The sequence below is a fragment of the Bordetella tumulicola genome (assembly GCF_054779135.1).
On sequence record NZ_BAAGYU010000003.1, the window covers coordinates 128,394 to 149,280 of the forward strand.

A 20,887-nucleotide genomic window follows, 5' to 3' on the forward strand; every position below is an offset into this window, starting at 1 on the left:
TCCAATAACGGGCCTTATAGGCCCAGGTTAGTAATCAGGTCTTTTTCGCTCGCGTAGTCTTTTTTCGCAAACGCGGCGTAGTCGTCGTGATCGAGATAATACGTACGCACCCCGAAGTTTTCCGCCACTCGCTTGACCTCAGGGTCTTCCAGCGCGACCTTGATGGCTTGATCGAGTTTGTCGACGATAGGTGCTGGCAAGCCCGCCGGGCCCGCTATCCCCAAGGGCGAAGGCACCACAACGTCGTAGCCCAATTCTTTGAGCGTCGGAACATCCGTGAAATAAGGGTTGCGTTCGGCGTCAGCCGTCGCCAACACGCGCACGGCTCCGGACTTGAAGTGAGGCAAAATGCTGTTAGTGACGACAGCGGCTTTTACGTGCTGGCCCAACAGCGCAGTTGTCGCATCAGCGTCCCCTTTGTAGGGGATGTGGGTGAAATCGACGTTCTGGTTTTTGCCCAGCGAAGCCATCACGACTTGGTTGCCGGTATATCTGCCAGGCGAGCTGTAGTCGATATCACCTGGGTGTTTCTTCGCGTAGTCGACCAGTTCCTGCACTGTTTTGAACGGCGAATCTGCCTTGACCGTGACGGCAAAATCATAGCTCAGCACCGTTGCGATGAAAGTCAGATCTCGGATGGGATCATAGGGTACAGACTGTAGATGCGGCTCGCGAAAAATCCCCATGGGCGCCATCGTCAGCATGTAACCGTCAGGCGCCGATGATTTCATCTGAATCACCCCCATGGCACCCGCCACGCCGGGCTTGTTTTCGACGACCACCGTCTGTTTAAGCTGACGCGACAGACTGCTGGCCAAGGCACGGGTCATCACATCGGTCGTGCCGCCAGGACCATAAGGCACGATGATCGTAATGGGCTTGCTGGGATAGTCCGCCTGCGCGAGCGCTGTCAGGGGCATAAGAGCCGCAACGCTAGCGATGGCCAGGATTCTGCCGAATTTTGATTTCATAGATGTCTCCTCCGTTTATAGAGAAAAGGCGATTACCCGTCTTGGGATGATTGCTCAAGCGGAGCGCGCGCCTATGTTTTTTGGATTATTTTTTTGGAATTCTATCCCGTTTTCAACGGAATTCAATTGAAATTTAGTGCTAGCATGACTTAAATAGACCGCTATGCAGTTTTTTGTTCTGCATTGCAGAACAAAAGTTGATGCACATCAACTCAAAAGAGACAACACCATGACGACCGATCTCCTTATCCATCGCGAGGACCTGGATTTCCTGCTCTACGACGTGCTCGATAGCGCAGCACTGGCGCAACGCCCACGCTACGCCGATCACAATCGAGCAACCTTCGATGCCGCCATCGACGCCGCGCACCGGTTGGCCAGTCAGTACTTCGCGCCTCACAACCGGATTTCGGACGAAAACGAACCACAGTTCGACGGCCAGACCGTCAAGACACTGCCCGCGGTAGGCGAGGCCGTACGGGCTTTCGCGCAAGGCGGTTTCCTGGCGGCGACCCACGACTACGAACTGGGCGGCATGCAGTTGCCGGTAACGATTTCACAATCGTGCCTGGCCCTATTCCGCGCCGCCAATGTGGGCAGTTCGGCCTATTGTTTTCTGACCGCCGCCAACGCCAACCTGATCCGCGCCTTTGGCAGCGACGAACAGAAATGGCGTTTTTTACCCCCCTTGCTGGACGGCCGATGGCTGGGCACGATGGCATTGACCGAGCCGGATGCGGGATCATCCGTGCCCGACCTGCGCTCGACCGCGATGCCGCTGCCAGACGGCCGCTATGCCATCAAGGGCCAGAAAATTTTTATCTCGGGAGGCGACCACGACATCAGTGAGAACATCGTTCATCTGGTGCTGGCCAAGACGCCCAGCGCGCCCGCCGGCGCCAAAGGGCTATCCCTGTTCATCGTCCCCAAGCGGCGAGTCGACATGGACGGCAAAGTCACGGACTCGAACGACGTGGCGTTGGCAGGACTGATTCACAAAATGGGTTATCGCGGTACGACATCCACCATGCTCAGTTTCGGTGAGAACGACGCGTGCATAGGTGAACTCGTTGGGGAAACCGGACAAGGCTTGCGTTATATGTTCCACATGATGAATGAGGCACGCATCGGCGTCGGCATGGGCGCCACGATGCTGGCTTACACCGGTTATCGCCACGCCTTGGCATATGCAAAAGAGCGTCGACAAGGGCGTCTGCCCGGTAATGGCGACCCGTCGAGCCCTCCTGTGACGATCATCGAACATGCTGACGTGCGGCGAATGCTGCTTACGCAGAAATGCTATGCAGAAGGTGCTTTGTCGCTCTGTCTATACGCAGCTCGCCTGGTCGACGATGAAAAGACCCATCCCGACGCCGCTCAGCGCGAACAAACTGCACAGCTGCTCGCGCTCCTCATTCCCATCGTCAAGTCTTGGCCCGCGCGTTATGGGCTGGCAGCCAACGATCTGGCCATCCAGGTGCATGGAGGCTATGGGTATACGCGCGAATACCCTGTAGAGCAGTTTTACCGTGACAACCGCCTCAATGCGATTCATGAGGGTACGCATGGCATCCAGGCGCTAGACTTGCTTAACCGCAAAGCGGGTATGAAGGAAGGACAAGCATTTGCCCGCTTGCACCAGCGCGTATTGGATACCGTCGGGCGAGCCAAGCACAGCGGCAATCCCGACTTGGCCGAGAACGCCACGAAATTGGAACACGCCTGGCAAGAGTTGCATGAAACGACCCAGACCTTGCTGCGCGCCGTTCGGGTAGATCCGATTTCAGGCAGTGCCAATGCGGCCTATTATCTGGATCTGTTTGGCCACCACGTCGTTGCTTGGCTATGGCTGTGGCAGGCCACGGCGGCTGACGCACAATTGGCAAAGCGCCCGCACTTGGGCGATTTTTACCGAGGAAAGTTGGCGGCGTGCGATTGGTTTTTCAGTACGGAACTGGCGCTGACGTCCCCTGTACATGTGTTGTTGCGCCAGGGTGAGCAGCACGCTTTGCGGACCGAGGTTGAATGGCTCTGACGGGCAATTGTCCTGCCATGAAATGGGACATTGACGGACAAAAAAAAGCCGGAAACCCTTGAAGGTTCCCGGCGTTCTGCGTACTTCAGCGGATAATAAGTGGTGGAGCCGGGGGGAATTGAACCCCCGTCCGCAAGCCCTCTGCAATCAGTTCTACATGCGTAGTCGGCCTATTTCGTTTTAACCCTGGACTTAGCCAACCGACAGGCCGGACCAAGGCGATTCACGTAATTTAAGCCTGAACCGTGTGACCCCAGTGCAGACCGATTCCTTGTGAATGTCACTGCTGCGGTTCGGGGTTGCCCCCTAGGAAGTTGCCTTCCTCCGCCTGACCCAAGGACAGATCAGTGCAGCGGCTCACCGCTTAAGCGGCGAGAGCGAAACGCTCGTCGTTGGCGTTTGTAGTGTTTCCAGTGGATTAACGAGCGAACTGGTGCTCGGCATGCCCTGAGTTGTTTCGCGACCCACGTCGAATCCGGATCGGCCCCAATAATGTTAATTGTACTCTAATTGGCCCCCTTCAGTTGGCGCTACGCCCCCTGCTCCGGCTGCATCAACGCGGCGCACACTTCGCGCACGATGTGCGCAAAACTTTCCTCGACATCCAGCGGCAGATCACGCACTTGGCGGATCAGGCTGACCGGTGGCAATTCCCAGTTCCAGTCCCATTTCACGCGCGCGACGCCCCCGGCTGACGCCATGTCGATCGCGATGTCTTCGGGCACGATAGACAGCAGGTTTTGGTTGTTGCGCAGCATGCCGGCGATCACGTCGATCGAATAGGTTTCCACGCGCGCGACAGGTGGGCGGACTTGTTCGCGCGTGAAGAGTTCGGTGACCATGTTGCCGATGGGTGTGGCGGACGATGGCAGTATCCAATCGACATTGGCCAATAGGCGCCAGTCAGGTTTGGTGCGTGCCATGCGCTTGGCGAGCGCGGGGTGGGCAATCAGGGCGGGACGCTGCGTGTAAAGCACTTCGTGCCACATATCGTTCATGCCAACGGCGGCCGCGGCTCGGCCGATCACGCAATCGATCTCGTGGCCGCGCAAGGCCTTTAGTAGCTGATCGGTGGTGGCGCGGTACAGGACTACGTTGATGCCCTGGGCGCACAGGCGTTCTAACGTGGGCGTCAGTACGCGTTCGGAGACAAAAGGGATCACGCCGACGCGCAGTTGGGCCGCCCGTCCGGATCGCACGGCCTCCATTTCCTGCCCCCAATGATCCAGGTCGAGCATCATGCGTTCGGCGCGCACGAGAGCCAGTTTGCCTAGGGGCGTGGGCTCCAGGCCCTGTCGCGAGCGGACAAACAAGGGGGCCTCAAAGATGTCTTCGATTTCGGCCAGGGCCTTGGTGGCCGCGGGCTGGCTGATGCCCATGGTGTCAGCGGCGCGCGTCAGGGAGCGTAGTCGTCCCAACCGCGTCAGCAGTGTCAGATGCCGCAGTTTGAGACGAGAAAGCAGCCGTGTGCCGGGACGACGAGCGGTGGGATCCACGGTAGAAGCGCGGGCAGCGGAAATGGGCATGATGAGAGATGAGCAAAGGGCCGAATGAGCAGCCGGGAACGGACGACCGGTGATCGCAATCTGCAACAGCAACAGCTACCAGCCGTCAGCAGCGAACAGCTGGCAATCAGCAACCAGTAACCAGTAACCAGTAACCAGTAACCAGTAATCAGTAATCAGTAATCAGTAATCCAACATTTTACATAACCAATTGGTTATGCATCTATCATAAATCCGCAGATTATCGTTATTCATAGCTTTTATACTGAAGATCACTCCTTAGCGCCCTCTTCTGGTATTCGTCTATGTCCACCCCCAGCTTTACGACTCGCCCGGAAATTCGCGGCACGTTTGGCGTTGCATCGTCTACGCATTGGCTCGCCACACAGGTCGCGATGAGCGTGCTGGAGCGAGGGGGCAATGCCTTTGATGCGGCCGTTGCGGGCGGCTTTACGCTGCAAATCGTCGAACCGCATTTGAACGGCCCAGGCGGCGAGGTCCCCATTCTGTTTTGGAACGAGAATGACCCCCGCGTGCAATCGATATGCGGTCAGGGCACGGCCCCGCAGTTGGCCACGCCGGCGTATTTTCGGAAGTTGGGTGTCGACCTGGTCCCGGGCGTCGGATTGTTGCCCGCGACCGTACCCGGTGCTTTTGGGGCCTGGCTGACCCTGCTGCGCGATCATGGCACGTGGGAGTTGGCGGACGTGCTGCAGCCGGCGATTGAGTATGCCCGCAACGGTTTCCCGTTGGTGCCGCGCATTGTGCAGGCGATTTATGCGGTGCAGGATCTGTTTCGCCAGGAATGGCATAGCTCGGCCCAGGTCTGGCTGCCCGATGGCAAAGTGCCGCACCCCGAGCATCTGATGCGCACACCTGTCATCGCGGATACGTACACCCGCATCGTCACGGAGGCCAACAACAAGGGCAGTGATCGTCGCGCCCGTATCGATGCCGCGCTGGAAATCTGGTATCGCGGTTTTGTTGCCGAGGCCATTGATGCCGCCTACCGTACGCCCATGCGCGACTGCACGGGCGAGCGCAATGCCGGTCTGCTGCGTCGCGAGGATATGGCGGACTGGCAGGCCACGTATGAGACGCCCGCGACGGTGGACTTTGGCAATTACACGGTGGCGAAATGCGGCGTGTGGTCGCAGGGGCCAGTATTCCTGCAGCAACTCGCCATGGCACGGCACCTGCAATTAGAGGGCCTGGCAGCGGACTCGCCCACGTTCGCGCACAAGATTGCCGAGGCGGCAAAACTGGCGTTTGCGGATCGCTTGGCTTGGTACGGGGACCCTCGCGTGACCGATGTTCCCTTGGCGGACCTGCTATCGGATGATTACGCGCGTGCACGGGCCGCGCTGATTAATGACCAGGCCTCGCGCGAGCTTCGTCCGGGGTCGCCGGCAGGGCGCACTGCCCTTTTGCCGGATCTGGATGCCGCGCGGCGCGCGCTAGCACAGGCCGATACGCGCTTTGGGGTTGGGGAGCCGACCTTCGCGCAACTGCCGCCCGTCGAGCAGTGGCTGGAACGCGAGCTATTCGTGGGTGATACCTGCCATATCGATGTCATCGACAAGGACGGCAATATGGTGGCGGCGACGCCGTCAGGCGGATGGTTGTCCTCCAGCCCCGCGGTGCCGGGGTTGGGATTCTCGATCACGACGCGCCTGCAGATGACGTGGCTGGACGACGATCTGCCCGGGCAGTTGCGCCCGGGTGCACGGCCATGCACCACGCTATCGCCGGGCATGGCCCTGCGTGACGGTCAACCTTATATGGCATTTGGGACGCCAGGCGGCGATCAGCAGGATCAATGGACGGTCTCGTTTTTCTTGCGTCATGCCTTATGTGGGATGAATCTGCAGGAAGCCATCGACGCCCCTTCTTGGCACATTGATCATTTTCCCGGTTCGTTCTGGCCGCGCACGACGACGCTGAATCGCATCACCATAGAGTCACGCATGCCCGAGAGCACGCTGGAGGCCCTGCGCAGCGCAGGTCATGACGTCAAAGTCGGTCCGCCCTGGTCCGAAGGTCGCATCAGTGTCTGCACTCGAGAGCCGGCGGGCAATGGCGTGCGACTGTTGCGCGCGGGCGCCAATCCGCGGGGGATGCAGAGTTACGCGGCGGGACGCTAGATCATCAGACGATTAACGACGGATCCCGCCCAAGCGGGACCACCATTCTGTATCGCGACGCCTGTCGCACATAACAAGGGGTTTCCTATGAAATTTTCTTTTCGCAGCGCATTACGCGCTCTTGTCTTGGCAGCCGGCATCGTGCCCGCTGTCGTGATGGCCGCGTGGCCCGAGAAGCCGATCACGCTGATCGTGCCGTGGGCCGCAGGCGGCTCGACCGATATTCTGGCGCGCATGCTGTCAGAACATATGACAAAAACGTATGGTCAGTCGGTGATCGTGGAAAACCGCTCGGGCGCCTCCGGCAACATCGGCTCGGCCTTGGTGGCCCGCGCTAAACCCGACGGCTACACGCTGCTGATCGGCTCGATGAGCACACACACCATGAACGACGCGCTGTACGACAACATGCCGTTCGATGGCGTCAAAAGCTTTACTCCTATCGCGGAACTGGCCCTGGTGACCAACACCATGGTGGTGAACCCGGCATTGCCAGTTAACAGCGTCGAAGAGTTCATTGCCTACGCCAAAGAGCGTCCGGAAGAAATCGCTTATGCATCGGCAGGCACGGGGTCGACCAACCACCTGAGCGCGGCCATGCTCGAGAAGGCTACGGGGATCAAGATGATCCACGTCCCCTATCGCGGCGGCGCGCCTGCCGTGCTGGACACGGTGGCCAATCGCACGCAAGTGCTGTTCAGTGCCGGCACGCAAACCCTGCCGCATGTGCAAACCGACAAGCTGAAGTTATTGGCCGTGACTGAGACGTCGCGTTCGCCCTTGCTGTCGGAAATCCCGATCGTCGGCGAAACCGTACCCGGCTATTCGATGGAAGTCTGGTACGGGGCGTTTGGCCCTGCGGGGATGGATCCTGCGCTGGTCGCGAACCTGAATGCGGAGATCAACCGTATTCTCGCGCTGCCTGACGTCAAGAAGCGAATGGGCGACATGGGCGTGCTGGTCATGCAGACGACGCCTGAGGAGTTTGCCAAGACGCTGGAGGCCGATGCCAAAAAATACAGCGCCATCGTGCGCGATCTGGGAATCAAAGCGGAATGACGGAACTTGATGCACGCATTGCAGGAGCCGTCAGCAACAATGTAGACGTCGCCAATGCCCTTGCCGGCCTCGACCGCCTTGCGGTCTTTGCGGCCATCGATACCTGGGCTCGCCCCGTACTGCAACAGGCGTTGTGCACCGTCAACCGTTTTGATGCCGAAAATATGGCGGTGATCCGACTGTATAGTTCAGACCCCGTGTCGTATCCTCCCGGCGGTTCAAAACAGAAACGGGGCATGCCCTGGGGCGAACACGTGCTGGTGCAGCGGCGCATCTACGTGGGCGAAGGCGCTGACGCGATTCGTACCTCATTTGACGACCATACCGCGATTTTGGGATTGGGCCTGCAATCCGTTATCAATGTGCCCGTGGTCGTGGGCGATGTGTGCCTGGGCACTGTCAACTTTCTGATGCGTGAACCCCGTATCCAGGATGCCCACGTCAATTTTGCACGTTTGGCCGCGTATATGGCCGCGCCGGGGTTTCTGGCTTGAACGTATGCCGCGGCAGTGTTGATGGTTGTGCCGCCCGCAGAGTACTGAGCAGGCCTAATCTCATTAAAGGCCCAGTCAGTACTCTGCCTCTACTTTCCAACTGACGGGAATCTCGGCAACGCTAGCGGACGCAGGCAGCTCTAATGCCATCCGCACGATTGTTGCGATCTCTTTGGGCTGAGTCAGTTGGGCTTTGATGCCCTCCTCCACCCCATCTGCCATATCTGTCGCAACAAAACCTGGGCAGACAGCGGTACAGCGTATGCCGTCGACATCGCCGGCATGACGTAGGCTATGCGCAAGCATCAGCGCCGCTGCCTTGCTCATGGAATACAACCCTCCTTCCGCCGCGCGCACGCGTTTGCCCGCTAGCGAGGCCACCACAATGACCTTGCCATTCTGCACCGCTTTCAGGTGAGGCCATGCGCATTGCGTCAAGCGCATCGGCGATTTGACATTGACTTCGAAAATTTCATCGAATTCCTGCGAGGTCGCGTCAATGACGGACTGACGGCTAAGAATGCCCGCGTTGTGCACCATCGCATCAATCTGACCGAAATGCGCACTGGCGGCTTGCACCCAGGCGGACTCCGTCGCAGGATCAAACGCATCGAAACGGGCCCAGTGATACCGATCGCTGGATTGGCCGGCAAGAGCCTCGATAGGCCCGCGCGTTCCGGCGCTGACGCGCCACCCATGCTCGAGGAGTTCTCGCGCGATCGCCAACCCTATTCCTCGGCTAGCACCACTGACGAGCGCCACTCGGGAAGACGTAGAGGTTTTCATGTTCAGCGCCCCAAGAAGCCTTCGAGTAACGCGCACACATTGCTGCGCAACGTATCTACCTTGTATCCGCCTTCTTGGACAAACAACGTGGGCAACTTAAGTTGAGCAATGCGATCCCCCAACACACGATAGTCTGCCGTGTCGATGCATATATTGCCAAAGGGATCATGGCGAAAGGTGTCGTAGCCTGTCGCGATAACCAGCGCGTTCGGCGCAAAATCCTGAATGCGTTGCAGGGCTTTGTCGAAATCCTTGAGGTACACGCTCAACTCGGTGCCGGGTTCCAGAGGGAGGTTCAGGTTAAAGCCCTCTCCTGCTCCCGTCCCCAACTCGTCGGCATAACCGGAAAGGAATGGGAACAACACCTCGGGTTTACCGTGTAGCGATATCGTCAGTACATCATCACGATCATAGAAAATCTGCTGCGACCCGTTTCCATGGTGCACGTCAATATCGAGAACGGCGACGCGACCCAGTTGCCTGCTTAAGCGTTGCACCGCAATCGCCGTATTGGCGATAAGACATCCTCCCAACCCCATATCGCGCATGGCGTGGTGACCTGCCGGGCGCAACAGAGCGTACGCGCTTTCAGCACCCTCGATGAGGGCCTGCGCAGCCTCGATGGCCGTATCCACACTCCCCGCCATATTGGACCAGGCGTCCTTGACGATGGGAGTGCCCCCGTCTCCCAGATAATGGCCTGCCATCACGACCGGCGTGCGTGTCCTGAGGTCAGGAAAATAGCGATTAACCGCGATATAAGGGCGAATCTCGAACGAAGCATCCGGTGCTTGTGACCATGCTTCCCACGCCGTCTCCAAGTATTGAAGATAGTCGGGGGCATGGACTTCAAGCATTTCTGACGGCCGTTGGGCAGCCCGCTGGACGTTGATGCAATCCAACTTCAGGTCATCCCGCAGGGCAGCAAGAATTTCGATACTGCGCTCAGCGCGATCATGATGGGGCTTGAGCACGCCGCGAATCATGGCATTGCCTGTCCAGACTGCATCGTGCGTAGGGGAGATGTACGCTTTCATAGCACAACCCTTTGTGTTTGGTAGGTAAAATCGATTTACTTCCAGTGGCGCCCGGGCACCGCGTCGATCAACTGACGCGTGTAGGCATGCGCTGGATCTTGCAAAATCCTGGCGGCAGGCCCTTGCTCAACGATCTGACCGTGTTTCAGCACGATGATGCGCTCGCACAACTGCGCGGCTACACGCAAATCGTGAGTAATAAAAAGCATGGATAGCTGAAGCTCTCGCCTGAGATCCTTGAGCATCTCCAGCACTTGATCTTGCACGGACACATCCAACGCGGATACCGGCTCGTCGGCCACGATGAACTCGGGTCGGACGGCGATCGCACGAGCGAAGCCTAAGCGCTGACGTTGCCCACCAGAAAACTCATGAGGATACCGATCCAGTGCAGAAGCATCCAACTGCACCAAACGCATCAGTTCACGTGCACGCGCCATCGCGGCGTCCTGCGTCATCCCGCTAAGCCGCATACCTCCAGTAAGAATTCTGGCCACGGTATGACGAGGATTAAGCGAGCCGTAGGGATCCTGAAAAATCATCTGCACGGATCGACGTGTGCCGGCGTCGTCGAAGGCGCCGGGCGCCAGGATATTCTTGGACTTCAACATGACCTTGCCGGCATCGGCATCAACCAGGCCGGCAAGAATACGGCCAATGGTAGATTTACCCGATCCGGACTCTCCGACCAATCCGACGATTTCTCCGCGACGAACGTCAAAGCTTACGTCCTGCACGGCAGGAAATGTCTGAGCCGATCCAAACAACTTGGCCTTGCGCACGTATGTCTTTTTCAGGCTGCTTACCGAAATCAAAGGCGTCGTCTGTTCAACCCCCGAAGACAGCGGCGGTGTAAAAGACGGTACAGCGGCCAACAAGCCTTTGGTGTATTCAGCCTGGGGCTGTTGCAGTACCTGCTCGGCCGAGCCGCATTCAACGACACGGCCTCCTTTCATGACCACAATACGATTCGCGATCTCGGACACCACGCCGAAGTCATGCGTAATGAACAGGACGGCCAAGCCTTTACGCTGCTGAATGTCTCGGACTAGTGCCAAAATCTGAGCTTGTGTGGTGACATCCAATGCCGTCGTAGGCTCGTCAGCGATGAGGACTTCCGGCTCTAGCGCCAACGCCATCGCGATCATCACACGTTGACGCTGGCCACCCGACAGTTGGTACGGATACGAATCGGCAATACGCTGATGATCCGGCAAACCCACCGATACCAACAGATCGCCAACCCGCTCATTGATCGAGCGAGACGCGTCCACACCGTGAGCACGCAATACCTCGTCGATCTGTTGTCCACAACGCATCAATGGGTTAAGGGCACTCAGCGGCTCCTGAAAGACCATGGCAATACGCTTGCCACGAATCTTACGCAGTCCAGCCAAAGGCAAATTGACCAGATCCTGATCATCGAACAGAATTTTTCCGTTCGCGACATTCAGACCGCGCGGCAACAAACCCAGCACGGCATGTGCCAACGTGGACTTACCCGAGCCGGATTCACCGACCACGCAGACGATCTCGTTGCGATTCAACGTCAGGCTGACATCATCCACGGCGAGCGCACGATCGCCTCCCGTCGGCAAGGCGACAGACAGGTTCTTGATATCCAGTAATGCCGTCATGACCTCAGCCTTTTCGATGCAAACGCGGGTTGAGCGCATCATTCAACCCCTCGCCTAACAGGTTGACCGCCAGCACCGTCACAAAAATAGCGAGCCCTGGAAATAGACACATCCACCAAGCCAGACGCAGGAACGTGCGGGAGTTCCCCACCATATATCCCCACGTCATGAGATTGGGATCACCCAGACTCAGAAAACTAATGGCGCTCTCAAGCAAGATGGCATTGGCGATCATCAAGGACGCCATGACAATCAGTGGAGAGATGCAGTTCGGCAAAATTTCCTGAAAGACTATGTGCCACCGAGAAAACCCTTGCACCCGTGCAGCCTCGACGAATTCGCTGGACTTGACCCGCATGAATTCAGCGCGAACCAGACGCGCAATCGGCGGCCAACTGACCAGCGCCACGGCCGTAATCACTGAGCCAAAAGAAGGTTGGAAAATGGCGACCAACACGATGGCGAAAAAGAAACTGGGGATCGTCTGAAAAATTTCTGTGAAACGCATCAACAGGCCGTCGCAGCGTCCGCCCAAGAATCCTGCGGGCACGCCAACCACCAGGCCGATAATCACGGCAACCAGCGTCGCCACGATGCCTACCTCCAGCGAGGCACGCGCTCCGTGGACAATACCCGCAGCGATATCACGGCCTAACGAGTCCGAGCCAAGCCACGCCTGACTGTCTTGAAATGGCTTGAGAAATGGCGCGACGGTGGGGTCCCAAGGGTTTCCCGGATAGACCCAATTTGCCGTGATAGCCATCACGACGATGATAACGAGAATACCCAGGCCCCATAGGGCTCCGGCGTTCTTGACGAATCGTTTCGTAAATTGATTCATACCTGACTCTGCATACGAGGATCCACAAGGCGATACACCAAGTCGGTCAACAAATTAAAGACAACCACGACAACCGAAGTGCAAAAGAACACGCCCAACAGAACCTGATAATCGCGTTGGAGCAATGCATCGAAGGCCAGTCGGCCAATGCCCGGCCAAGCGAAGACGGTCTCGACCAGCACCGACCCGCCGATTAATTGACCGGCCTGCATACCTGCCAGCGTAATCACCGGTAGCACCGCGTTACGCAACTGATGGACCCAGACCACACGGCCCGCACCCAACCCCTTTGCCCAGGCAGTTTTTACAAAGTCAGCTCCCTGAACCTCGTTCATGGAAGCGCGCGTCATCCGTGCATACACCGCCAGATTGAATCCTGCCAAGGTCACCACAGGCAACAAGGCATGCACGGCAATGTCCTTGATACGCGCCAGACCGGTCAGATCGGATCCCATCTTCTCGTAGCCAAACGGCGGCAGCCACCCCAATGTGACGGAGAACAACAACACCAGCAGCAGTCCTACCCAGAAGATGGGTGTTGCATAGAATGCCATCGAGCCTGCCGTAATGAGGGAATCCCACACCGAGTTTCGATGGCGGCTCGCCAACGCTCCCAGCAGGATTCCTCCCAATAGGGAGATGACGAAAGCAGGAATAGCCAGAACCAACGTGGCGGGCAACCGATCTGCAATCAAATCCCAAACCGGTTGTTGCTGGCGATAGCTATACCCCAGGTCTAGCTGAGCAATCGACTTCAGATAACTAGCCAATTGCACCCACACAGGCTGGTCTAGTTTGAACTCTTTGCGCAATTGTTCGACGAATTTTTGATCCGAAACGCCCGCCTCACCGGCCAATACACTGACCGGATCCCCAGGCGTCATCCGCACCAACGCAAAGTTGATGATGGCAACTGCGATCAGCACCGTGATCGACTTGCCCAGCACGGAGAAAAAAGATCGCAGTAGCCTCATCACACTATCCTCATTTTTCGATATAGGTCGTGGCAAAGCTTTCCGCGACACCAATTGCCGAGGTCGTCACGTTTTTGACCTTTTTATTGGTAATCGTCGGGAAAGCCAGTTCGACCAACCAAGCCGTCGGGGCGTCGTTGGCGACCTGGGTATAGGCTTGCGAGTACAACTGCTTGCGCTTGGCGGGATCGTTCTCGAGTTCGGCTGCACGTAGTGTCGCGTCAACATCCTTGTTGACGTAGCCCGACACGTTGGTACCATAGCCGCCTTGGTGAATATTGGTGGACAAATAAGTACGGTCCACGCCCAAGGCAGGATCGGAGTACTGATATAGGTACTCCACCACCGAGTCGAACTCCCAGTTCGAGAAGCGACGTGCCCAACTTCCCGCATCGGTGTTCTCTAGTACGACATCAACGCCTACCTTGGACAAGGCATTCTTCACGTATTCGGACACCTTGGTCCAAGTATCGCCGTACGGCAGACCCAACAACTTGATACTGGCACGTTTGCCGTTGGCATCGGGCTTCAAACCCATTTCATCCAACAGCGCGATCGCTTTTTTGGGATCGTAGTCATACTTGGGCAGGTTGGGATCATAGAATCGCGTGACCGAAGAGACCGGCCCCGTCGCTGGACGGGCTGCGCCAAAGAAGATACGTTCCGCGATGAACTTACGATCGATCGCATATTGAATAGCTTGGCGGAACCGCACATCATCCAGCGGCTTGACACGATGGTTCAGTTCGATCGCGGCATGCGGACCTGCAAACTCATAGCCCTTGGTCGTGACCTCGAGCTCGGGATTCGCTCTGACCTGTGGCAGGAAGGCAAAATCAATGTCGCCAAAGCTGGCGACCTGCACCGAACCATTCTCCAATGCCACCAATCGCGAATTGGCATCGGGAATCACCTGAAAGTAGATCTTGTCCAGATAAGGAAGATTGGGACGCCAGTATTTGTCATTGCGCTCCAGCAAGACATAGCGACCGCGTTGCCATTCCTTGAACTTGAAGGGCCCCGTACCAATGGGCGTCTGGTTGGCCGGGTTAGTGCGAAAGTCCGTTCCACGATAGAGGTGGGCAGGCACCATCGGCGCCGACGACATCTCGAACGCGTTGATGAACGGCGCGTAGGGTTCCTTGAGCTTGATGACAATCGTGCTCGGACTGGTGGCTTCGATACTGCTGACGTGGCTTAGGTTGTTGCGCGCGCGGGCGTGTACTTCGGGCAAGTACTCCTTGAGCGAAAACAGGACGTCGTCCGCCGTGAAGGGCTTGCCGTCATGCCAGGTCACGCCTTCTTGCAGCTCAAAGGTATAGGTCAGACCATCAGGAGAAACCGACCAGGATTTGGCCAGACTGGGTTGAGGATTCAGATCAAAATCATAGGTCAACAGACCTTCGTAGATTTTCCCGCCCACAATCTGTGTAGGCGTTTGCTGGTTAATACCCACCATCAGAACGGGCGGCTCTGGATTCAATATCACATTCAGCGTGCCGCCGCGCACTTGCGCCTGAACAGGGCTGGCAGCCAGAGCCATCAGACTGGCGCTCGCCAGCAGGACATTGAGTAAGGATTGTCTGAACAACAGGGAGATACGCATGGCTATTCCTTGCGAAAAATCGATTAGAAAACAGGACTGACGTCCGGTATTCACAAAACGGAAGTCAAGACAGCCTGGCACTGCCGGGCCAAGGCGGACAGGAGGAGGTCCACATGCTCCACCTGAAAAGTCAGAGGGGGTCGAATCTTCAGCGCATTCCCCTGGCGGCCAGACACACCAATCAATACGCCTTCCTGGCGCAGCCCATTCGAAATGGCCTGAGCAAGTCGCGCATGGCGAGAGGCATTTCCGTCGGGATCACGAATATCCACTCCCCAATACAACCCCTGCCCTCGCACGGTGCCAATGCAAGGAGCGGTTTGAGCCAAATGCGACAAGCCCTGCGCCATCACTTGGCCAACGCGTGCAACCTGTGCGGGTGCATCCATCCGCTCGAGTTCATTCAAAACGGCCAGGCCCACCGCCGCGGAAACGGTATTACCACCAAACGTGTTGAAGTAACGACAGTTCTTGCCAAAGGCTTCGACTAACGGCGCCTGCAGGACGAGGCCTGCCATGGGATGCCCATTGCCCATCGGCTTGCCTAACGACACCATGTCGGGCACCACGTTGTCGCGCCCGAAGGCCCACCAATGGTGGCCGATGCGGCTAAAGCCACCCTGCACTTCGTCCGCAATGAATATTCCGCCGTGTTGACGCACTTGAGCGGCGGCACGGGACAGCACGTCATCAACACCGATGTAAATGCCATCGCTGGCAAATACCGTATCCACCATCAAAGCCGCGACGGGCGTACCTGCCCGAGCCAGATCGCGCGCGGCCTCATCCACGAGCGCCGCGAATTGCGCAGCCACCTGATCGGGTGTGCCGACCAATTTACAAGGGGCTTCAATGGTGCGCACATGCGCGGCAACGGGCCGCAAAGAGGGAGATACATCGGCCAGGGCCTGCGTTACACCATGGTAGGCGTTACGCGTGACGATGATTCCTCGACGACCGGTGGCTTCGAATGCAATGCGCAGCGCCAGATCGTTGGCCTCGCTCCCCGTGCAAGTGAACATCACGGTATCGAGTGCTGAGGGGAAATGTTCCAGTAAGCGTTCTGCATACTCGACCACGCCTTCGTGCAGATATCGGGTATGCGTATTGAGTACCGATGCCTGACGTGCCAGGGCGTCGACGACAGCAGGATTGGCATGCCCCACCACAGGCACGTTGTTGTAGGCGTCCAGATACCGCTTGCCGGCAGCATCAAACAGCCAGACATCTTCACCGCGTACCGGATGAACAGGCTCGTCGTAAAACAAACGATAGGCCGGACCTAACACCCGACGACGCGCCAGCAAGTCGGAAACATCGGCAGCCGCATTAGGAGTTGAAGACATAGGAAATACCTCGTCGTTCAGAATGTGAAAAATTCAATGCAAAGCGGTGCGCAGGACACATGTCGTTATCGCGATATCTGCGCGGTTTTCCAATCTGCGTACAGATGATTGAACAAGGCCGTCGCGGTGGCATGACTACGCAGGATGTAAGCTCGATTGTCCGGAAAGCGCGCGGCCCGCCATGAGGTAATGACCATGCGCTGCGCCAGGCGTGCAAGGACCAGGTCCAGCACGTGCAGACGTTCTATCGAAGTCAGGGGCAAGACTTCGGTATAACCATCCAGCACACATGCCAGCACCGTCAGCGGATCGGATGAATACGTCATCAAATAAGACGCCGCGATAGCGACCTCGGCAATACGTGGGGCGTACACCATGTCACCAAAGTCAAGGATCCCGACTAAGTCCAAGCCATCGCTATCGATCAGAATATTGCTAGGTGACAGATCGTTATGAATGACTTGTTTGGGCAGCGAATCCAGGACTGGCACCACCTGACGCTCGAACAGCGTCAAAAACTCGGCAATCATCTGCCGTTCGGTATCGCTTTCCACGGCGCCCAAGAGCGGCTGTAAGTCCAGGACCTGGCAGGCATCCCAGAGAAATTTTCGATGTGCGGCGGGGTGATCAAACTGCAACAACTCTCGGTTCAGTGCGGCCGCGGCACGGCCAACCGCCGTCCAGGCGCGCGGATCCGCCTTCAGACCCGTACCGGGAGCCCCTTGCAGATAACCGTAAGCACGCACACGTATTGGTTCGCCGCCGGACAAGGGAATGTATTGAATCCAGTCTCTTGTTGAACCCGTATCCGTTTGGCCGACCTGCGCATCCGACAAGGCTGCCAAGCCTGCCGTATCGACAGTCTGGTGATGAGAGGCCTGCACGGACATGGCGCCCTGCAAATGCTTGAGTACCGCGACCTGCATCTCGGTCTCGGCCAATTGCTCCGCCGAATTGATGAATTTGAGCGTCAGAACCGAGCCGTCAACCCGCGTCACTCGAAAATTGACATCGCGTTCGCCGGTCAGGGGCGCGCAGGCCACACTGCCAGGAAAACAGGCGCGGGCCACCCGCTCGGCGTCCGCCAATAGGATCAGCGGCGGCGAAGTCGTAAACAACGTACCCACATCTTCCGAAACTCGTTTCCCTGCAGCGCCCTGAAATACCACCACACAACCTCGAATTTTGATGTTTGATGCATTATAAATATCCGAGGAAAAACTTCGTATTAGTACATTCCCTTGAATGGCCGTATAGAGCGCTCCCTGCAGTGGACGCATCTGCCTATGAAAACATACAATGGCCAGTACAAAATAGCGGGTTGACCTCTTGGATAATTTGCGCCCAGCGAGCAGCCCTCTCACGGAGACTATCCGTCTTGATGCATCATATTTAGCCTCTATCCACAACAGACCTAATAGAATCAATGACGCCTGAGCCTGAAATCGATGAGTCCCGTTTTTCCACAGTGCAGTACGAAAGCATGGGAGACCGGGTTTATACCCAGATAGCCACCGCCCTAATCGAAGGCAAGCTCAAACCGGGAGACCGGCTTCGCATTCGTGAACTCGCCGCCGAACTTGGCACGAGTGTCACGCCGGTACGTGACGCTATTTTGAGACTGGTGCAGGACGGTGCACTGGTCATGCGCAGTGCTCGTGACATCGGTGTGGCAAAAGTCAGCCTTGCGCAATACCTCGAAATTCGCGATATCCGCCTTGAGCTCGAGGGGATGGCCGCGGCCCGCGCGGCGATCACGGCGACGGACGAGGACGTCGCTCGCATCGAGGCGTTGATTGCCGAGAATGAGCGAGCCCTGGAAGCGGGCGACGTGAACAGCGCGATCGGACTGAACCAGCGCTTTCATTTCGAATACTGCCATATTGCCAATATGCCCGTTCTGTTGGACATCTTGGAGCGCCTCTGGCTTAAGATGGGTCCACTCATCGCCCAATCTTATGTACAAGGCGGCCGCGACATGATCGACGGCCACTACGCGCTACTGCGCGCGATGCGTCAACGTGATGGTCAGGCTGCCCGCATTGCGGTGCAAACAGACATCTTGCATGGAGGTCAAGCCATCTTGGAGCTAAAAAAACAAGAAACGTAAAAGTGCACGCTCAGCACATGCCTCTGCTTTCGTCAACGCAGGCTTGTGAATCACTCGCAACGCCAGTTAGCATGACATTTTTTCCAGGCATGGCTCATGACTCTGCACTCACGCATCGAACCCAGCGCGATCGGCGCGCTCTCAGGCTGGCGCATCAGCACGCCCTACGGCAGCGCCCTCATCGCCCAACAGGGGGCACAATTGCTGAGCTACACCCCGAACGGCGGCCGCCCGCTTGTCTGGCTGTCCGAGCAGGCGGAGTTCAAGCGCGGCGCACCGGTGCGCGGGGGAATCCCCATTTGTTGGCCGTGGTTTGGGGTTTACGAACGCAATCCGGCATCTGTGCGCGATAGCGTACAGGCACAAGGCAAAGCGTCGTCACACGGCTGGGTGCGTCAGGCCGACTGGGCGTTGACGGAACAACGCGTCGAACCCGAATCGGTTGAACTGCTCTTTGCTTTCACGGCCCCGCGCGACTATGCCGCAGGCTGGGCACATCACGCGCAGTTAACGCTGCGGATGCGATTCGGCAAGCGCATCGAACTGAGCCTGGCGGTTCATAATCAGGGGCAGGCCCCACTGACGACGGCCCTGGCGCTGCATACCTATTTGGCCGTGTCTGACAGTCGCCATGTCACCCTCCAGGGACTGGAGGGTCGCCAATATCTGGATACGACGCAAGACTGGACGCCGCATCAGCAGCGCGGCCCCGTCACGCTGAACGGTGAAACCGACAGGATCTACCTGGACACCACGGCCCCCGTCACCCTGCAGGATCCGGGTTGGCAACGCCATATCCGTTTGCAATCGCCCGACTCGCGATCGACGGTCGTGTGGAACCCTGGCCCTACGAAAGCCGCACACTTGAGCGATATGGCCGATGACGAATGGCTGCGCATGGTCTGCATCGAAACCGCGCGCGTACTGGACGATGCGCTTACGGTGGCGCCTGGCGACACTGAGACGGTGTCCTTGTCTATCAGTTGGAACGCGGCAGGCGCCTGACCCTGACGCGTTACTGCTGAGGGGCAGGTCTCGTCGCAGTGACGGGTTGCGCCGAGGTGTTCTGCCGCAGCCACTGCAAGGACTTCATTCCAGCGCGGCCATTTTCCGGGAATCCCGCCTCGCGCTGGATGTCTTGCAGGGCTTTGCGGGTGCGCGAGCCTATGATGCCGTCGGGCTCACCGATGTCGAACCCGCGCGCAATCAACAACGACTGCAATTCTCGTCGCTCGGCGCGCGAGATACCCGGATCATCGGTAGGCCAAGCCTGGACAAAAGGTCCACCACCACGCAAACGATCTGACAAGTGGGCAATCGCCAAGCCATAACTCTCGGCCGCGTTGTACGAGTACAGCGCATCGAAATTACGGGTCACCAAAAAGGCCGGGCCCGAGGCGCCCGCCGGCAACAGCAGCCCGACTTGCGTGTTGCCCGAGGGCAATGGACTGCCATCGGCCCGGGTGACGCCTTTTGCCGCCCAGGCCGACATGGCTTGCTTGTTGCGACGTCCTGCACCCTCGGTATTCATGCCATCAGGCAGGCGGACTTCGAAGCCCCAAGGCAGATCGGCTTTCCACCCGGCGCGCTTGAGAAAGTTGGCCGTGGATCCCAATGCGTCGGGCACACTGTCCACGAGATCACGACGCCCGTCACCATCGAAATCCACCGCGAGTCGCATATACGTCGAGGGCATGAACTGGGTTTGACCAAACGCGCCGGCCCAAGAGCCATTCAGCCGTTCGGGACCCAAGTGATCTTGCTGGATGATTTTCAGCGTGGCAAAGAACTCGCCACGAAAGTAGGTTTGTCGCCGTCCCATGCACGAGAGAGTCGACAAGGACGTCAACAAGGGACGGCCGCCGAGATTTTTGCCGAAATTACTTTCTACGCCCCACACCGCGACGACGGTGGCGGGGTCTACGCCAAACTGCGATTGCGCCCGGGTCAGCTCAGATTGCCATTGCTGCATGGCGAGCTTGCCATCGGCGACACGTTCGTTGTCGACCAACGCGGCGAGATAATCCCAGATCGGCGTTTTGAACTCGGGCTGTGCGTCCAGCAAAGGTAGGATGCTCAGGTCGGGCTCGAGCCCCTGGGTGTAGGTATCGAACGTGCTGGCCGATACGCCTTGCTTGATGGCCTGCCCGCGCAGTTGCGACAGGCATTGCGCGAAATCTGCAGAGGAGTCGGCCGTCGCGCCTGGCGCGGGCTCTGCCGCATAGGCAGCGCCCGCCCAGAGCGCGAGGGAAAGTACGGGCAAGGAGTATCGTGGTTTCATGCCCACGATTTTATAGGCAGGTGCGCCACATGCCGAGCGGCAATGTGCGTTCGTGGTATCG

The 20,887-nt window shown here is 57.9% G+C and carries 17 protein-coding genes and 1 other RNA gene; 6 read left to right on the forward strand and 12 right to left on the reverse strand.

Features of this window, described 5'->3' with window-relative positions; all coding sequences use genetic code 11:
• Nucleotides 1-14 precede the first annotated feature (14 nt).
• Nucleotides 15-971 (reverse strand): tripartite tricarboxylate transporter substrate binding protein, encoded by a 957-nt coding sequence (locus ACYVDM_RS00625; RefSeq protein WP_415790660.1) that lies wholly within the window; start codon nt 969-971, stop codon nt 15-17.
• A gap of 229 nt (nt 972-1,200) precedes the next feature.
• On the opposite strand from ACYVDM_RS00625, the gene ACYVDM_RS00630 reads away from it, so the two are divergent.
• Nucleotides 1,201-3,006, forward strand: coding sequence for an acyl-CoA dehydrogenase (locus ACYVDM_RS00630; protein WP_415790658.1), 1,806 nt, complete (start codon nt 1,201-1,203; stop codon nt 3,004-3,006).
• Between the two features lie 100 nt (nt 3,007-3,106).
• On the opposite strand, the gene ssrA is transcribed toward ACYVDM_RS00630, so the two are convergent.
• Both ssrA and ACYVDM_RS00640 read right to left on the reverse strand, forming a co-directional pair.
• Nucleotides 3,107-3,494: a transfer-messenger RNA gene (gene ssrA, locus ACYVDM_RS00635) on the reverse strand.
• Nucleotides 3,495-3,536: 42 nt separating this feature from the next.
• The gene (locus ACYVDM_RS00640; protein ID WP_415790656.1) at nt 3,537-4,532 is read right to left on the reverse strand and encodes a LysR substrate-binding domain-containing protein; all 996 of its coding nucleotides are present in this window, start codon (nt 4,530-4,532) and stop codon (nt 3,537-3,539) included.
• A gap of 284 nt (nt 4,533-4,816) precedes the next feature.
• On the opposite strand from ACYVDM_RS00640, the gene ACYVDM_RS00645 reads away from it, so the two are divergent.
• The 3 genes from ACYVDM_RS00645 to ACYVDM_RS00655 all read left to right on the forward strand — a co-directional run bounded on the left by ACYVDM_RS00645 (nt 4,817) and on the right by ACYVDM_RS00655 (nt 8,208).
• Nucleotides 4,817-6,655 carry a gamma-glutamyltransferase family protein gene (locus ACYVDM_RS00645; protein WP_415790654.1) on the forward strand — a complete coding sequence of 613 codons (1,839 nt, stop codon included), beginning with the start codon at nt 4,817-4,819 and terminating at the stop codon, nt 6,653-6,655.
• 87 nt (nt 6,656-6,742) lie between these two features.
• Nucleotides 6,743-7,714 (forward strand): Bug family tripartite tricarboxylate transporter substrate binding protein, encoded by a 972-nt coding sequence (locus ACYVDM_RS00650; protein WP_415790652.1) that lies wholly within the window; start codon nt 6,743-6,745, stop codon nt 7,712-7,714.
• Entirely contained in the window at nt 7,711-8,208 is a 498-nt protein-coding gene (locus ACYVDM_RS00655) for a GAF domain-containing protein (protein ID WP_415790650.1), read from the forward strand. Before ACYVDM_RS00650 ends, ACYVDM_RS00655 begins: the two co-directional genes overlap by 4 nt.
• A 75-nt stretch (nt 8,209-8,283) precedes the next feature.
• Here ACYVDM_RS00655 and ACYVDM_RS00660 read toward each other — a convergent pair whose 3' ends face one another.
• The 8 genes from ACYVDM_RS00660 to ACYVDM_RS00695 form a co-directional block, all read right to left on the reverse strand.
• On the reverse strand, nt 8,284-8,994 hold the full coding sequence (locus ACYVDM_RS00660; RefSeq protein WP_415790648.1) for an SDR family NAD(P)-dependent oxidoreductase: 711 nt from the start codon (nt 8,992-8,994) through the stop codon (nt 8,284-8,286).
• Between the two features lie 2 nt (nt 8,995-8,996).
• On the reverse strand, nt 8,997-10,031 hold the full coding sequence (locus tag ACYVDM_RS00665; RefSeq protein WP_415790646.1) for a histone deacetylase family protein: 1,035 nt from the start codon (nt 10,029-10,031) through the stop codon (nt 8,997-8,999).
• 35 nt (nt 10,032-10,066) lie between these two features.
• On the reverse strand, nt 10,067-11,710 hold the full coding sequence (locus ACYVDM_RS00670) for a dipeptide ABC transporter ATP-binding protein (RefSeq protein ID WP_415790644.1): 1,644 nt from the start codon (nt 11,708-11,710) through the stop codon (nt 10,067-10,069).
• A complete protein-coding gene (locus ACYVDM_RS00675; RefSeq protein ID WP_415790642.1) occupies nt 11,673-12,509 on the reverse strand; it encodes an ABC transporter permease in 837 nt (278 codons plus the stop codon). The genes ACYVDM_RS00670 and ACYVDM_RS00675 overlap by 38 nt, the downstream gene beginning before the upstream one ends.
• Complete coding sequence (locus tag ACYVDM_RS00680; RefSeq protein WP_415790640.1) at nt 12,506-13,483, reverse strand: ABC transporter permease; 978 nt, start codon at nt 13,481-13,483, stop codon at nt 12,506-12,508. Before ACYVDM_RS00680 ends, ACYVDM_RS00675 begins: the two co-directional genes overlap by 4 nt.
• Before the next feature lie 10 nt (nt 13,484-13,493).
• Nucleotides 13,494-15,089, reverse strand: coding sequence for an ABC transporter substrate-binding protein (locus ACYVDM_RS00685; protein WP_415790638.1), 1,596 nt, complete (start codon nt 15,087-15,089; stop codon nt 13,494-13,496).
• Nucleotides 15,090-15,139: 50 nt separating this feature from the next.
• A complete protein-coding gene (locus tag ACYVDM_RS00690) occupies nt 15,140-16,435 on the reverse strand; it encodes an aspartate aminotransferase family protein (RefSeq protein ID WP_415790636.1) in 1,296 nt (431 codons plus the stop codon).
• A 65-nt stretch (nt 16,436-16,500) separates the two neighbouring features.
• Nucleotides 16,501-17,562, reverse strand: coding sequence for a phosphotransferase (locus tag ACYVDM_RS00695; protein ID WP_415790634.1), 1,062 nt, complete (start codon nt 17,560-17,562; stop codon nt 16,501-16,503).
• A 299-nt stretch (nt 17,563-17,861) separates the two neighbouring features.
• Here ACYVDM_RS00695 and ACYVDM_RS00700 point away from each other — a divergent pair, with 299 nt between their 5' ends.
• Both ACYVDM_RS00700 and ACYVDM_RS00705 read left to right on the forward strand, forming a co-directional pair.
• On the forward strand, nt 17,862-18,545 hold the full coding sequence (locus ACYVDM_RS00700) for a GntR family transcriptional regulator (protein ID WP_415790632.1): 684 nt from the start codon (nt 17,862-17,864) through the stop codon (nt 18,543-18,545).
• A gap of 96 nt (nt 18,546-18,641) precedes the next feature.
• On the forward strand, nt 18,642-19,550 hold the full coding sequence (locus ACYVDM_RS00705; RefSeq protein WP_415790630.1) for a D-hexose-6-phosphate mutarotase: 909 nt from the start codon (nt 18,642-18,644) through the stop codon (nt 19,548-19,550).
• Nucleotides 19,551-19,560: 10 nt separating this feature from the next.
• On the opposite strand, the gene ACYVDM_RS00710 is transcribed toward ACYVDM_RS00705, so the two are convergent.
• Nucleotides 19,561-20,835 carry a lytic murein transglycosylase gene (locus ACYVDM_RS00710; RefSeq protein ID WP_415790926.1) on the reverse strand — a complete coding sequence of 425 codons (1,275 nt, stop codon included), beginning with the start codon at nt 20,833-20,835 and terminating at the stop codon, nt 19,561-19,563.
• Between the last annotated feature and the right edge of the window lie 52 nt (nt 20,836-20,887).